The sequence below is a fragment of the Paraburkholderia sp. BL6665CI2N2 genome, from assembly GCF_004366535.1.
Lineage (GTDB): Bacteria > Pseudomonadota > Gammaproteobacteria > Burkholderiales > Burkholderiaceae > Paraburkholderia.
Window position 1 is genome coordinate 4579399 of record NZ_SORC01000001.1, and the last position, 15424, is coordinate 4594822.

A 15424-nucleotide genomic window follows, 5' to 3' on the forward strand; every position below is an offset into this window, starting at 1 on the left:
AGCGGCGACGCATACTGTATATCCATACAACCCACGCCGACAAGCGACCCTTTTTTAGCCGGATGCGAGGTCTGCATTTCATGTGGGCCGCGCGGGCGAATACGAGCACAAAAAATGGCCCGTCGCACGAGTGTGCACGGGCCATTTTTCGCAGGCACGACATCGAGACGTCCGCGCGCCCCGCGTCGGCCTGAGGCGCGAAGTCTGCTATTGCTTCTTCGCGTCCTTGACGTTTGCGTCGGCAGCGGCCTTATCGGCGTCGGCCTGCGCATCGGTCTTCTTCTTGTCGGCCTTGGCCTGCGCGACGGACGCTTTCTTGTCCGCCTTCGATTGTTCCTTGGCTGCCTTCTTGTCGGCGTGGGTGACCGGCGCCGCGGCCGGATCGCTAGCCTGCGCGAATGCAGCGGACGACAGGCAGCCCGCGATCAACGCGGCGACAAGCGTGGTCTTCGTGGAATTTGCGATGCTCATGCGATACCTCCGTTGAAACGAGATGCCCGGACTCAGCAGTCCGGTAACGCAGCGGCCGTGGCGGCGAACCGCGCCGCCGCGCCGCTCGGTCGAAACTCAGCCTCAATGCTTGACGTCGGCGCCGTCCGACTGGTCGCCCGTCTGGCCTTGCATGTTCATCTTCATTTCGTTATTGGCGGTCTGCTTATCCGCCTTCTGATTGATCTTGGCGTCGCGCACCTGCTCCTTGTACTGAAGCTTGGCGGCCTTCTGCTGATCCTTCAGCTCCGCCTTGGATGCCTTCTTCGACGCGCGATACTCGGCATTAGCCTTCGCGTTGGCGTCGCGCTTCTGCACCAGCGGGTCGGTTGAGCCCGACGCCGTCAGACGCGTCGGCGCCGGCGTCACCGGCTGCACGCCCTGCGCGGCGGGCGCCGCGTCATTGACTTGCATCTGAACCTGCGGCTGGCCTTCCGCGCCCGCTGCCGGTTGCGCGGTCTGTGCGAACGCGGCTGTGGAAGCAAGGGCCGTGAAGGCGGTACCGATCAGAAGCGTACGAATCTGGGTCATGGCTAATCCTCTCTAAGGTTTTTGTGACGCGGGCGACCGGTCCGGCTCTGCGCATTTCAGCGCTCATGAGCGCGGTCTGCGTCCTCGCCCGGTCTGCTCGCTGCCAGATAAAAATCGAGCAGGCTTTCCCTACTGACCTGCACTTTACGAGTGGAGTTCGTGTTTTACGACCACCGTTACGGAACGTTTCACTTTCTGACAAACGCATAACATCTGCTTGCAGATGCTCACATGACGGCGGCGCACACCGCGAACTTCATCCAGGGCAAGCTTCTGGCTTATGATGCGAACCCTTTGCCTGAAGGTGCAAACGCCATGCCCAACCTCGATTTCACGCTCACCGGCGACTACGTCGAACTGCACAATCTCCTGAAGATAACGGGGCTGGCGGACAGCGGCGGCTCGGCAAAAATGATGGTGGCGGACGGTGCGGTCACCGTCGACGGGCGGGTTGAAACGCGTAAAACGTGCAAGATCCGCGCGGGTCAGGTCGTCCTGCTCGGCGACACGCGGATTGCCGTCCACGAGGCCTGATACACCGCTAACCGGCGGAGCTAATGAGCGGAGCTAAAACACGGGCCCGTCACCCCGCGGTCCGAAAACTCGGAGGAACGCACGCACCAAAATCGTGCCTCTTCCATCGACATCGCCGCGCCTAAGCAATAAGCTGTCAGTTTCAACAGACCAACAATCGGCTGACACACCGGCCGGCGGCTGCCTCGAGCGTCCGCCGAGGCTCATCGAGCCGCTGCCCTCGCCACCGCTCGCGCGTTCGTCGCGCCCGCCGTCGCGCTGTCGCCACTTCCGCCGCCAGGCGCTCCATGACTCAATCCGGCATCACCCGGGTGGCCGCCCGGCCGCCGACCCTGACCCGCCATGCGGCGGACACCGCGCGGCTCGCCGCGCCGCTCGCCATCGCGCAGCTTTCGCAAATGGCGATGGGCGTCACCGACACGATCCTGCTCGGCTCGCTCGGCCCCGACGCGCTCGCCGCCGGCGGCCTCGGCGCGAATCTGTTTTTCGTGGTGGTCACGCTGCTGCAGGGCGTGTTGACCTCGGTCAGCGTGAGCGTGTCGCACGCACGCGGCGCCCAGGACGAAGGCCGCGTGCCGCACATCTACTGGACCGGCCTGGTGCTGTCGGTGCTGCTGTCGGTGCCGGCGTTCTTCCTGCTCTCGTTCGCCGGGCCGGTCCTGCTCGCCTTCGGCGAACCCGCGCTGCTTGCGCACAACGTTGGCGAATATGCGGCGGTGCTGCGCTGGGGCGCGCTCGGCAGCCTGATCGGCGTGGGCCTGATGCGTTCGTTCCTGCCGGCGATCGGCGCGGCGAAGCGGCTCTTGTGGGTGTCGCTGGCGAGCGTCGGCGTGAACGGTTTTCTCAATTACGGCCTGATCCACGGCGCCTATGGCCTGCCGCGACTCGGCTTTCTCGGTTCGGCGGCCGCGACCTCGATCACCGTCTGGCTGAGCGCGCTCGTGTTGATGGCGCTGTTGCACCTGCGCCCGCGTTATCGCCATTTCGTCGTCGCTACCCGGCCGAACGTGCCGCTGATGGGCGAACTGTTCGGCATCGGCTGGCCGGTCGCGATCACCTACGGCGTCGAGTCGACACTGTTTCTCGCCACCGGCCTGATGGTCGGCCTGCTCGGCGAGTCGCAACTGGCCGCGCACCAGATCGCGCTGAATGTGGCCTCGGTGGCCTTCATGGTGCCGCTCGCGATCGGTCAGGCGGCCAACGTGCGCGTCGGCTTCTGGTCCGGGGCCGGCCAGCCGCTCGCCGCGCGCCACGCCGGTTTCGTCGCGCTCGCGCTCGGCGTCGCCTTCATGACGCTGTCCGGCCTCGTGCTGATCGCCGCGCCGCACTGGATCGTCGGCCTCTATCTGCATCTCGACGATCCGGCCAATGCGGCCACGGTCAAGCTCGCGAGCTCGCTGCTCGGCGTGGCGGCAATCTTCCAGATTGTCGATGGCATGCAGACGGTCGGCTCCGGCTGTCTGCGCGGCTTGAAAGACACACGTGTGCCGATGATCGCGGCCGCCTTCGGCTACTGGGTGATCGGTTTTCCGACCGGCTACACACTGGCGTTTCACTTCGGCCTCGGCGCGCGCGGGTTGTGGTGGGGGTTAGCGGCCGGCCTCGCCAGCGTCGCGCTGCTGATGACGCTGCGCTTTCACAAACTGAGCCTGCGGCGCGTGCCGGCAACGTCCGGCGGGTCGCCGGTCAAACCCGTTTGACGCCGGGTTAAAGGCGCCGTGTTGCCCGACCCGGCGGGTCGCGGATCAATCACGCGCGAAGTTACACCCGCGCCGCCATCGGACAACGCGCGGCCCGTCGTCGGCCAAATCCGCGTGAAGCCTAACCTGCAACGCGGTACTGCCCCGCTCGGCACGCCGCCGCCCGACTCAGGTGGAACGGTGCGCACCTGGTTGCACGTGCAACCATAGACGCACGTGCAATGCGCCGCGAACGGTAAAATATCGTGTTCCGGCTGAGAGACGCGCACCCGCGCCCCACGCCAAAAACCCGCTCGCGCGCCTCAAAAAGGCCAGCGCCGCCCGAAGGCCCATCATCCGCCGACAAGGCTTGCCGCATTCACGCGGCAGACTCCCGCAAGCGCGCCACCGCCGGTGGCGCGCCGCTCGACCCACCCTGCTTCTCGCGATAAAACATAATCAAGGACCACCCGTCATGCTCGCCCGCGTCACCCGTCTTTTCCCGCTCTGGGCCGTGCTCGTTTCGATTGCCGCGTACTTCTCGCCCGCCTCGTTCGCCGGCGTCGCGCCACACGTCACCACGCTGCTGACGATCATCATGCTGGCGATGGGCGTCACGCTCTCCGTGGCCGATTTCCAGCGCGTCTTCACGCGCCCCGCACCGGTGATCGCCGGCATCGTGCTGCACTATCTCGTCATGCCGCTTGCGGCCTGGGTGATCGCCAAGGCGCTGCGCATGCCGCCCGATCTCACCGCCGGCATGGTGCTGGTGGGCAGCGTGGCAAGCGGAACGGCGTCGAACGTGATGATCTATCTGGCGCGCGGCGACGTCGCGTTGTCAGTCACGATCAGCGCGCTGTCGACGCTCGTCGGTGTCTTCGCGACGCCGCTGCTTACGCGTCTGTATGTGGACGCGTCGATCGCCGTCGACGTGCACGGCATGCTGATGAGCATTCTGCAAATCGTCGCGTTGCCGATCGTGGTCGGCCTGATAGTCAATCACCTGCTCGGCAAGTTCGTGCGCAAGATCGAACCGATCCTGCCGCTGATCTCGATGGTCGCGATCGTGCTGATCATCGGCGCGGTGGTGGGCGGCACGCAAAAGAGCATCGCGTCGGTCGGCCTCGTGGTGATGCTGGGCGTGGTGCTGCATAACGGGATCGGTTTGCTCGGCGGCTACTGGGGCGGCCGTCTGCTTGGTTTTGACGAAGCCGTGTGCCGCACGCTCGCAATCGAAGTGGGCATGCAGAACTCGGGCCTCGCCGCGACGCTCGGCAAGCTCTATTTCACGCCGATCGCGGCCTTGCCCGGCGCGCTGTTTTCAGTGTGGCACAACCTGTCGGGCTCGCTGCTCGCGGGGTACTGGGCAGGACGTCCCGCAAAAGGTTCGACGCATGTGGACGGCGGAGAAGTGTTGAACGCCGAACGCGGATAACAGGCGAGCCGCGCGCGTTGCACCTGTCACGGCCCGATGCGCGCGGCCTGCACGATCGGCGTTCAATAACGGTTACTGCGGCTGTCTCCACGGCGTAACCGCAAAGCCCGCAACGCGCGTGCTTCAAGACGAAAGCGCGCGCCGCGATCATCTGCAAGATCAAAAGCTCATCAGCCTGATTCCCCTTAGAATGGATTTCTCGGCAGCGTGAGCCGTGCGCCCGCTGCCGCCATGACAAGTCTGCAAACTAGGGGAAAAGCGTGCCGTCGCATCAAGATCAAAGCCGGGCCGCACTGCAACGCATGGGCGAGTCCGGCATGCCTCAAAGAAAATCTGCCTTGGGGACAACGAGACATTTCTTCCTTCTGTGCTGCGCAACGGCATTTTTGACTGCCTGCGCGAGCCGACCGCCCGCCACCGCATTCGACCGTCAGGTCACGCACGCACTCCCCGCCACCGAAACGACGCCGCTGCACACGGCGCTCGCGCCGCTCGAAGCCGCGCATCCGGATCAATCCGGTTTCCGTGTGCTCGCAAGCGGCACCGACGCCTTGCAGATGCGCATCGCGCTCGCACGCGCCGCGACCAAAACCCTCGACATGCAGTACTACATCGCCAACGAGGACACCACCGGCAAGCTGCTGCTCGGCGCCGCGCTTTATGCGGCCGACCACGGCGTGCGGGTGCGCATGCTGGTCGACGATCTGAACTTCAAGGACATCGACCGGGTGATGGCGGGCCTGAACTCGCACGACAACATCGAGATTCGCGTGTTCAATCCGTTTGGCAGCGCGCAACAAGGCGTATTCGAACGCACGACCAACGTGTTCACGCAGATCGGCCATTTCACGCGCCGCATGCATAACAAGGCGATGATCGCGGACAACCAGATCGCGATCGTGGGCGGCCGCAATCTCGGCGACGAATATTTCAGCGCGAGCGAAACGCTGCAGTTCCGCGATCTCGACGTGCTGGCCGCCGGCCCGATCACCGCCGACATCTCCGCGAGTTTCGACGACTACTGGAACAGCAGCATTGCCTATCCGTTGCGCGTGCTGAACAAGCAGAAGTTCGACGCGAAGGAATTGGACCAGACGCGCGACGACTTGCGTCAGCACTGGCGCACCAACGCCGATCCGTACAACGCCAAGCCGCTGAACGCGACGCCGCTCGCCGCGCAGATCGCCAACGACCAGCTCGGCTTGACCTGGGCGCCGGCCGAGTTCAAAGCGGACTTGCCGGAGAAGATCGTGCATCCGTCGCCGGATTATGTGAGTCCGCCCATGGAGCGGCTCGGCGAATTGATGCGCGACGCGCAGAAGGACTTCCTGATCATTTCGCCCTACTTCGTGCCGCACGATTCGGGCGTCAAGGCGGCCGGCGAACTGACGCATCGCGGCGTTCGCATCGCCGTGCTGACCAATTCGCTCGCCGCCACCGACGCGGTCGCCGTGCAGGCGGGCTATAGCCCGTTTCGCGTGCCGCTGCTGAAACAGGGCATCGAGTTATACGAATTCAAGCCGCAGCAGGACACGCCAACCGCGGGCGTTGCCGGCTCGCGTTCGCGCGCCAGTCTGCACGCGAAAACCTATGTGATCGATCGCAAGATTCTGGTGATCGGCTCGATGAATCTCGACCCGCGTTCGGCCAATCTGAACACCGAACTTGCGCTGGTGATCCACAGTCCGCCGCTCGCCGAACAGGTCGCGGGAATTTTCGAGCGCGCCACCGGGCCCGAGGAAAGCTATCGCGTCACGCTCGCGGACGACGCGCAACTCGCCTACCTGCGCTCGATCGGCGCGCCGCTCTCGCCGCTCGTGTGGACCGACGTCGAAAACGGCGCGCGCCGCACCTACATTTTTGATCCGCAGGCCGGCTTGTACCGGAATGCGCTAACAGGTCTATTCTCCTTATTGCCCGTCAACGCAGAACTTTGATCAGCGGAGTGGAACATGACTGAAGACGTACGAATGGAGCGCGACACATTCGGCGAAATCGCCGTGCCGAACGCGCGTCTATGGGGCGCGCAGACCCAGCGCTCGCTGCAGAATTTCCGCATTTCGACCGAGAAGCAATCGCCCGAACTGATCACCGCGCTGGCCGTGATCAAGCGCGCCGCCGCCGAAGTCAACCTAGGCCTCGGCGTGCTCGACGAAAGCAAGGCGAAGGCGATCATGCAGGCCGCCGACGAGATCATCGAGGGCAAGCATCCGGATGAATTTCCGCTCGCCGTGTGGCAGACCGGCTCCGGCACGCAGACCAACATGAACCTCAACGAGGTGATCGCGAATCGCGCCAGCGAGCTGCTCGGCGGCGAGCGCGGCGAAGCGCGTAAAGTGCATCCGAACGACGATGTGAATCGCGGGCAATCGTCGAACGACGTGTTTCCGACCGCCATGCACGTGGCCGCGGCGTACGCGATCGTCAAGCATTTGCTGCCGGCGCTGAAGACGCTGCGCGACACGCTCGACGGCAAGGCGAAGGCGTTCGCCGGCATCGTCAAGATCGGCCGCACGCACTTGCAGGACGCCACGCCGCTCACGCTCGGTCAGGAGTTTTCCGGCTACGTCGCGCAACTCGACCATGGCAGCCGTCACGTGGAATCGGCGCTGCCGCATCTGTACGAACTGGCGCAGGGCGGCACCGCGGTCGGCACCGGTTTGAACGCGCATCCGCAGTTCGCCGACAAGGTGGCGGCCGCGATCGGCAAGCTGACCGGTTTGCCGTTCGTGTCGGCGCCGAACAAATTCGAAGTGATGGCCGCGGCCGATGCGCTGGTGTTCGCGCACGGCGGGCTGAAGACTGTGGCGGCGAGTTTGAACAAGATCGCCAACGACGTCCGCTGGCTGGCAAGCGGCCCGCGCTGCGGTCTCGGCGAACTGTCGATTCCGGAGAACGAGCCGGGTAGCTCGATCATGCCGGGCAAGGTCAATCCAACCCAGTCAGAAGCGCTGACGATGCTGTGCGCGCAGGTATTCGGCAACGACGTCGCGGTGAATATCGGCGGCGCGAGCGGCAATTTCGAGTTGAACGTGTTCCGGCCGATGATCGCGCACAACGTGCTGCAATCGGTGCGTCTGCTCGCCGATGGCGCGCGCAGTTTCAACGACAACTGCGCGGTCGGCATCGAACCGAATCGCGAACGCATCGAGACCTTGCTCAACGAATCGCTGATGCTGGTGACGGCGCTCAATCCGCACATCGGCTACGATAAGGCCGCGAAGATCGCCAAGAAGGCGCACAAGGAAGGCACCACGCTGAAGGCCGCGGCGTTGGCGCTCGGTTTCGTCACCGAGCAGCAGTTCGATGAATGGGTGCAGCCGAAGGATATGGTCGGCAATTCGGCGAGTTAAGCGAATGCCTGTGATCACGCGCGCGGCGGCTGGCCTGGCGGGCCGCGTGCTTCGCCGAGCAGCATGATTCAAAACGACAGCAGTCCGCGCGGATTTCAGCTTCGCGCGGTCCGCGAGCGGCGCCTTGGGGCGTCGCTTAAACCTTCCCCTGCGCCACCTCTTCCGGCTTTAGTTCGACGATCGCGTCGAGCGCTTCCTTCACGTCCATCGCGTACCTGGCGAGGCGCTTCTGTTCGTCCGTCTCCGGTACGAAGGCCGGCACGGGCACCGGCTGACCGTTCTCGTTGACGGCGACCATCACGATCAGGCAATCCGTGGTTTGCAGCAGTTCGCCGCCTTTCGGGTCGCCCGCGTGGACCGAAACATGAATGTGCATGCTGGTGCGGCCCGTGGCCACCACCCGGGCGCGCAACTCGACCAGGTTACCGACGAGAATCGGCCGGCGAAAGCGGATATTGCCCACGCTGACCGTCACGCAATAGCGACCGGACCACACCGCCGAGCACGCGTACGCGGTTTCGTCGATCCACTTCATCAACGCGCCGCCGTGCACCTTGCCGCCGAAGTTGACCGAGCTCGGCTCGGCCAGAAAGCGGAAAGTGGTTTCGGAACGGTCCAGCGGCGCTACGGAAGGGTTGCTCATCTTGACTCCGGTCAATCGGATGCATTGAAAGGAGGCGATTATACGAGCGCAATATTGACCCGTCGTAGCTGCGCATGCGGCGCGCGGGAAAAGTCCGGCGGGAGCGCGAGTTTTGCTTTCGGGGAGCTTTCGCTGTGGTTGCGCGTTCAACCCGCCTCGGCAATCTCGGAGGCGGCTTCGGAAACGGCCGCGTTTTGCGGCGCGGCCGCCGACATGAAGCGCTCGCGATAATCGAGCGGCAGCACGCCGAAACGCCGCAGAAAAGCCCGTCGCAAGTTCTGTTCGCTGCCGAATCCGCAGTCGAGCGCGATCCGCTTGAGCGGCCGGCGCGATTCGGCGAGCGCGCGCGAAGCCGCCTCCAGTCGCAGCGCCGAGACGGTTTTAGCCGGCGTGCGGCCAACCTCGTCGACGTAGCGCCGCGCGAAGGTGCGCGGGCTCATCCGGGTTCGTTCAGCGAGCCGCTCGACCGACAGGTCGTCGCGCAAATGCGCCGTCATCCAGCTATGCAGCGCCTCGAACGGCCCATTCGCCGAGGCCTGCGCCGCCAGCGCCGCGCTGTACTGCGACTGGCCGCCCGGCCGCTTCATGAAGACCACCAGCCGCCGCGCAGCCTGCATCGCGACCGCGTGGCCGACGTCCTCCTCGATCAGCGCCAGCGCCAGATCGATGCCCGCCGTCACGCCCGCCGAGGTCCACACGACGCCGTCGCCTTCGCCGCGCCCGGCGTCGCGGATAAAGATCGGATCGGCATCCACGTGGACGTTGGGAAACCGCTGCGCAAGGCGCGGCGCGTCGCGCCAATGCGTGGTCGCGCGACGGCCGTCGAGCAGGGCCGCCGCCGCCAGATAGAACGCGCCGGTGCACACCGAGCACACGCGCCGCGCACGCGGCGCATGGCGCCGGATCCACGCGACGAGTTCCGGCTGCAGCGTGCAGTGCTCGTCGATGGGGACGCCGGGAACGATCAGGGTGTCGATCGGTTGATCGTCGAGTGAGTCGAGCCGTTCGGTGACGATCGGCAAGCCCGGGAAAGTCTGCAAGATGCCGCCGTCGATCGAGGCCACTGTCGTGCGGTAGGCCACGGGTTGCGGCACGCGGCGGCTGGGGCTGGGTGAACTGGCCGAAGTGGCTGAACCGGCTGCACTAGCCGCGCTGTACGGATTGGCCGCGTCGTCCGAACTAGCCGAACTTGCCGAGTTAGCTGGACCAGCCGAATTGGCCGAACTGATCGATATGCCCGTTCGGCCCGCGTCGCAGGCGACTCCCTCATCGCTGCCCACAGCTTGGGCCACGCCAGCGCGAGCCGTTCCGGCGACCGTCAACTCCGCACGCCAGAACGCCTCCAGCGGTCCGCAGGCGTCGAGCAGCACCAGATCCGGTGCGACCGAGAAAACGATATGACGCGCCGCCATCAGGACACCTCCGCCATTAACTGCCGCTTGCGCGACCACGCGTACCCGAGCGTGGCCAGCGCCGCCGCCGCGAGCAGCGGAAATATCGCGGCATTGATCGTCGCCCAGCCGAAACGGGCCAGCAACTGACCTGCAAACAGCGAGCCCAACGCGGAAAACGCGAACGTCGTGAACTCGCTGGTGGCCTGCGTCTTGGCCCGCTCCGACGGCCGGTACGATTGCGCGAGCAGCGTCGAGCCGCCGACGAACATGAAATTCCAGCCCACGCCGAGACAGGCCAGCGCCGCGTAGAAATGCGGCAGGTCAGTCGAACGCAAGGCGAGGACGCCGCACAGCGCAGACAGCGCAATGCCCGCGCCGATCACCCGCAGCACGCCGAAGTGTTTGATCAGCCGCGCGGAAAAGAGCGACGGCGCGAACATGCCGACCAGGTGCCACTGGATGATCTGCGCGCCGTCGCCGATCGTGTGGCCGCAGGCGACCGCAGCGATCGGCGTCGCGGTCATCACGAACATCATCACGGCGTAGCCGAGCGCGTTGTTGGCGAGCGCCGCCGCGAAGATCGGCTGCCGCACGATCTCGCCGAGCGGCCGCGCCGCCTCGCGGGCGCCGACGGTGCTCGCGATGGGCGCCTTGTCGCGATACAGCAGTGTCAGCAACGCAATCGATAAAAGCCCGAAGCCCGTGACCAGCGCATACGAACCCGCGAATGCGACCGGCGCCAGCCAGTCCTTGCTCCACGCGGCAAGCAATGGTCCGCAGACGGCGGCCACCACGCCGCCCGCCAGCACGGTCGAAATCGCGCGGCTTTTGTCGTCGATGCCGACCGCGTCGGCGGCGGCGAGACGGTAGTACTGCGCGAACGCCTGGAACACGCCAACTGTCGCTGTACCGGCGCAGAAAGCCCAGAAACTCTGATGAAAGATCGCCCATACGGACACCGCGCCGCCGAGCGCGCCGACGCCCGCGCCGAGCACGAAGCCGGCACGCCGGCCGACGCGCGCCATCAGGAATGACGCGAAGATGGTCGTCAGCGCGGCGGCGACGGTGATCAGCGAGAACGGCAGTGTGGCGAGCGCTTTATCGTCGGCGAGTGCGTAGCCGACCAGACCGGTCAGCGTCAGATCGATCGATACCGATGACGTGTACAGCGCCTGGCACACCGCCAGCACGCGCGCGGCGCGCCGGTCGTGTGGATCGGTGTCGCGCAGGCCGGCTGAATGGGCGGGAACGGTGGAAGCGGCGGACGGTGGCATCGAAAGGTCCAAGGCGGCGGAAGGGAGATGACCCGATCGTCACATGAATGCCGGTGGCAGAAATGCCAATGGTGCATCAATTTCTGCCACACGTGGTCAGTGGCCGGCCGCTCGCCTATTTGCGGACCGAGATACCTTCGTCGATGGTGCCGTACATCGTGATGCTGCCGGTGCCCGCGCCTGAGCCCGACGCGCCGCCGCCCTGCGCACATGCGGCGAGCAGCAATGCCGCGGCAACGACGGCAAGGAGAGTTTTCATGGCTGCGTGTTTCCTGCTAGGACAGGCTTCGATTCTAGCCTGGCGGTCTTGGGTGGCGCCGGAGCGCGGCTCGGGGGCCAACACCCAACCCGCGACACGCTACCCGCCTGCCAGGTTTTCGTAGCTGCTGCATCCGACACTTCACGCTAAGCTGAAACATCGAATCGCGCAGCCCGATACAGTGGCCTACATGGCGCGACAAAAGCGCCGCTCTCCGGAGACATCAGATGCCAGCCACCCTCGCAGACGAACAGAACCAGCACCATTTCCCCGGCTTGAGCCGCATCGGCGCACTGCTCGCCGATCCCGGCCGCGCCGCCATGCTGTGGGCACTGATGGACGGCAGCGCTCGCCCGGCCGGCGAACTGACGATGATCGCGGGGCTCTCGCCGTCGGCGGCCAGCGCCCATCTCGCGCGCCTGACCGACGGCGGCCTGCTCGCGCTCGAAGTGCGCGGCCGGCATCGCTATTTCCGGATCGCGTCGCCGGATATCGCCGCGTCGATCGAAGCGCTCGCCAACGTCGCGCAAGTCAGCGCGCCGCAGCGTCCCGTGCCGCGCCCCGTGCGCACCGTGCCGCTCGATATGCGTTACGCGCGCACCTGCTACGACCACATGGCCGGCGAATTGTCGGTGCGCGTGTTCGAGCGGCTGGTCGAATGCGGCCTGCTGACGCTGCATGGCACGTCGCTGGAAGCGACCGCCGACGGCATTGCCCGCCTCGCCGACTGGGGCATCGACACGTCGGCCCAGAAAACCCGGCGCCGGCGCTTTGCCTGCACCTGCCCCGACTGGAGCGAACGGCGTCCGCACCTGGGCGGCGCCCTCGGCGCAGCACTGCTCGATTCGTGGACGTCGCACGGCTGGGTCGAGCGCACCGAGCGGCCGCGAATTCTGCGCATCACGCCGGCTGGGCATCGTCATTTCGACGCGTTTCTCGCCGCGTGAGACGCCCTTGAGTGCGTGACCCGGTTACAGGAAATCGGCAACCAGCTTACGAATCGCCTTATCGAGACCTTTTGTTACACGCTGGTGAGGCGGCCTTACAAAAGTGGGGGTCTTGAAACAAACGCCGCGGGTACAGTGACTGCACGGATGCCGCACAATCCGCGTCCGTCGGAGCCAAATCATGAGAACAGTCATCCCACACCGCTATTCGAACCGCCGCATGATCGGCTATACGCTGATCGCAGCCGCCACCTTCCTGCTGGCAGGCCAGGCCACCTTTGCTCAGGAAATCGAACAGGCGCCGCAGAGCGCCGCCGCCGCGCAGAACACGGATCCGCCTGGCCGCGTCGCGCGTCTGAACTACACGGCGGGCGCCGTGACCACCGAACCGGCCGGCGCCACCGACTGGTCATACGCGCAGGTCAATCGCCCGCTCACCACCGGCGACCAGTTGTGGAACGATCAGAACGCGCGCTCGGAGTTGCATATCGGCTCGACCGCGGTGCGCCTCGGACCGTCCACCAGCCTCGATCTGCTCAACCTCGACGACAACAGCGCGCAACTCAAAGTCGCGCAAGGCACGTTGACGGCGCGCGTGCGCGAACTCGCACCGGGCTCGTCCTACGAGATCGATACGCCCAATCTCGCGCTCGGCCTGAACGGCCCGGGCGACTATCGCGTCGATGTCGCACCCGACGGCAGCAGCACGACCGTCACCGTGCGCAGCGGCGGCGTCACGGTATACGGCGACAGCGGCCAGGTGCCGGTCGCGGCCGGCCAGCAGATCCGCTTTGGCGGCACCAACCTGCAACAGCTCGCCGACAATGGCGCGCCTGGCCTCGACGCCTTCGACCAATGGGCGGCCAGCCGCGACGCCGCGGAAGACCGCTCGGTGTCGGCGCGCTACGTGTCGCGCGACATTCCCGGCTACCAGGACCTCGACGCCAACGGCACGTGGCAAAGCTCGCCGCAATACGGCGAAGTCTGGGTGCCGCGCGGCACGCCCGCCGGCTGGGCGCCCTATCGCGACGGCCACTGGGTGTGGCAGGCGCCGTGGGGCTGGACCTGGGTCGACGACGCGCCGTGGGGCTTCGCGCCCTACCACTACGGCCGCTGGGCTCAGGTCGACGACTCGTGGGCGTGGGTGCCGGGACCGGTCGCGGTCAGCGAGCCGCCCGTCTATGCGCCAGCCCTCGTTGCCTTCGTGGGCGGCGGTGGCGGCGGCGTGAACTGGGGGGTGGATCTGGCGATCGGCGGAGCGGTCGCCGCCGGCGTCGCGTGGTTCCCGCTCGGGCCGGGCGAGCCGTGGCATCCGCATTGGGGCGGTCACGATCACTGGAGTCCCGGCTACTACAACCGCGTCAACCGGACGACGATCGTCAACAACTACAACCGCAACGTGAATGTGACCAACATTCACAACACCTACATTAACTACCGCACGCCGGGCGCCGTGACCGCAGTGCCGGCGACGGCCTTCGTGCACGGACAGCCGGTCGGGCGCTTTGCCCAGAAGGTCGATCCGCGGCAATGGCGCAACGCACAGATCAACCCGGGCGGTCCGGGCATCGCGCCGGTGCGGGAGAGTTTCGGGCCGGGCCAGCGCAACGCGAATTACCGGCCGCCGGCGGCGGTGATGACACGGCCGGTGGTGGCAACGCGTAGTCCCGTGATGCCGGCGGCCTACCACGACAGCCTCGCGCAGCGTTTCGCGCAAAGCGGCGGACGGGTGCCGGGCGGCGGTCAGCCTATCGTGCGGACCTCAGTGCCGGCGCACATGACGGGCGGACCGGGCGCGCTGCCGGTGCAGAACGTGCGGGTCGTGCAATCGCATATCGCCGGACGTGCGCCGGGGATGGCAGCCGGTGCGCCGGGTGGACCGAATGGGATGCAGCAGCGACCGGGCGAAGCACCGCGCGGCGCAGAGCAGCAAGCGCATCCAGGGATGCCGCCGGGCGCGCCGGGTGGAGCCGGCGCCATGCAACAACAGGCCGCTCAGCGACCGGGCGAAGCATCGCATGGCGGCGAACCGCAAGCGCGGCCGGGCATGCCGCCGCAGATGGACAGCCAGCGGCCGCAGGCTGGCGAGGCGGGTCATCCGTCGAACGGTGTGCCGCGTCCGCCGCAAGCGAACAGCGGCAACCCGGCGGGGTTTGCACAGCAGCAGCAGCGGGGTATGCCGCAGCAGGCGGGTCAGCAGCCAGGCGCGGACCCCGGTTTAAACCAGCGTCACGAGCCCGCCTGGACCCAGCCGCACACGCCGATGGCGCAGCAAGCCCAGCAGCACGGCGGCCCGCAGCCGCAGACAGGACGGCCGGAGTTCGCGGCGCAACAGCCCGGCGCGCAGCAGCACGGCGCGCCGCGTCCCGGGGAGAATCCGGCGGTCCAGCAGCAACAGCAGCAGGCGCGTCAGCAGGAGATTCGCCCGCAACCGCAACCGCCGCAGCAGCAGGCCCAACCGCAGCGTCAGCCTGAGCCGCGGGCGCCGCGTCCGGCAGAAATTCAGGCGCAGCAACAGCCGCGTCAGGAATATCATCCGCAGCCCGCGCAGCAACCGGTGCAGCCGCCGCGCCAGGAACCGCGTCCGGAGCCGCGTCCACAGCAGGTGCAGCAGCAACCCCGGCCGGAGTTCCATCCGCAGCCGCAGCCTCAACAGCAGCCGCGCCAGCAGCAGGTGCAACAGCAGCCCCGGCCGGAGTTTCATCCGCAGCCGCAACAGCAACCGCGTCAGGAGCCGCATCCGCAGCAGGCGCAGCAGCCGCGTCCTCAGGCACAGCCGCAGCACGGCGACCAGCATTCGGGCGGCGGCAACCACGACGAGCATCGCAGAGGCTGAGCGCCTTCCGCCGGCGGGTCGGCACGGAGCGTAAAAAAACCGCCGCGATT

General features: G+C 66.4%; 13 protein-coding genes. 7 read left to right on the forward strand and 6 right to left on the reverse strand.

The features are described from left to right. Positions 1–207 precede the first annotated feature (207 nt). Together B0G81_RS20390 and B0G81_RS20395 are read right to left on the reverse strand one after the other, a co-directional pair. The gene (locus tag B0G81_RS20390; protein ID WP_106283786.1) at positions 208–471 is read right to left on the reverse strand and encodes a hypothetical protein; all 264 of its coding nucleotides are present in this window, start codon (positions 469–471) and stop codon (positions 208–210) included. Positions 472–573: 102 nt separating this feature from the next. Continuing rightward, on the reverse strand, positions 574–1020 hold the full coding sequence (locus tag B0G81_RS20395) for a hypothetical protein (protein WP_116117998.1): 447 nt from the start codon (positions 1018–1020) through the stop codon (positions 574–576). Between the two features lie 315 nt (positions 1021–1335). Here B0G81_RS20395 and B0G81_RS20400 point away from each other — a divergent pair, with 315 nt between their 5' ends. The 5 genes from B0G81_RS20400 to fumC all read left to right on the forward strand — a co-directional run bounded on the left by B0G81_RS20400 (position 1336) and on the right by fumC (position 8021). Next, positions 1336–1554, forward strand: coding sequence for an RNA-binding S4 domain-containing protein (locus B0G81_RS20400; RefSeq protein WP_011489423.1), 219 nt, complete (start codon positions 1336–1338; stop codon positions 1552–1554). Positions 1555–1841: 287 nt separating this feature from the next. Next, complete coding sequence (locus B0G81_RS20405) at positions 1842–3254, forward strand: MATE family efflux transporter (RefSeq protein ID WP_134138143.1); 1413 nt, start codon at positions 1842–1844, stop codon at positions 3252–3254. A gap of 454 nt (positions 3255–3708) precedes the next feature. After that, positions 3709–4668 (forward strand): bile acid:sodium symporter family protein, encoded by a 960-nt coding sequence (locus tag B0G81_RS20410; protein WP_134138144.1) that lies wholly within the window; start codon positions 3709–3711, stop codon positions 4666–4668. A 302-nt stretch (positions 4669–4970) separates the two neighbouring features. Beyond that, on the forward strand, positions 4971–6605 hold the full coding sequence (locus B0G81_RS20415) for a phospholipase D family protein (protein WP_166679147.1): 1635 nt from the start codon (positions 4971–4973) through the stop codon (positions 6603–6605). Positions 6606–6620: 15 nt separating this feature from the next. After that, positions 6621–8021 carry a class II fumarate hydratase gene (gene fumC, locus B0G81_RS20420; RefSeq protein WP_116139655.1) on the forward strand — a complete coding sequence of 467 codons (1401 nt, stop codon included), beginning with the start codon at positions 6621–6623 and terminating at the stop codon, positions 8019–8021. Positions 8022–8157: 136 nt separating this feature from the next. Here fumC and B0G81_RS20425 read toward each other — a convergent pair whose 3' ends face one another. The 4 genes from B0G81_RS20425 to B0G81_RS43755 all read right to left on the reverse strand — a co-directional run bounded on the left by B0G81_RS20425 (position 8158) and on the right by B0G81_RS43755 (position 11591). Continuing rightward, a complete protein-coding gene (locus B0G81_RS20425) occupies positions 8158–8664 on the reverse strand; it encodes an acyl-CoA thioesterase (RefSeq protein ID WP_106283791.1) in 507 nt (168 codons plus the stop codon). A gap of 146 nt (positions 8665–8810) precedes the next feature. Beyond that, complete coding sequence (locus B0G81_RS20430) at positions 8811–10076, reverse strand: helix-turn-helix domain-containing protein (RefSeq protein WP_134138146.1); 1266 nt, start codon at positions 10074–10076, stop codon at positions 8811–8813. Further along, positions 10076–11332 carry an MFS transporter gene (locus B0G81_RS20435; RefSeq protein WP_134138147.1) on the reverse strand — a complete coding sequence of 419 codons (1257 nt, stop codon included), beginning with the start codon at positions 11330–11332 and terminating at the stop codon, positions 10076–10078. The genes B0G81_RS20430 and B0G81_RS20435 overlap by 1 nt, the downstream gene beginning before the upstream one ends. 115 nt (positions 11333–11447) lie before the next feature. After that, entirely contained in the window at positions 11448–11591 is a 144-nt protein-coding gene (locus tag B0G81_RS43755; protein ID WP_166679043.1) for a hypothetical protein, read from the reverse strand. A gap of 227 nt (positions 11592–11818) precedes the next feature. Between B0G81_RS43755 and B0G81_RS20440 the strand changes: the two genes are divergently transcribed. Together B0G81_RS20440 and B0G81_RS20445 are read left to right on the forward strand one after the other, a co-directional pair. Then, positions 11819–12538, forward strand: coding sequence for a helix-turn-helix transcriptional regulator (locus tag B0G81_RS20440; protein WP_134138148.1), 720 nt, complete (start codon positions 11819–11821; stop codon positions 12536–12538). Between the two features lie 181 nt (positions 12539–12719). After that, complete coding sequence (locus B0G81_RS20445; RefSeq protein WP_134138149.1) at positions 12720–15374, forward strand: DUF6600 domain-containing protein; 2655 nt, start codon at positions 12720–12722, stop codon at positions 15372–15374. The last annotated feature ends 50 nt before the right edge of the window (positions 15375–15424 follow it).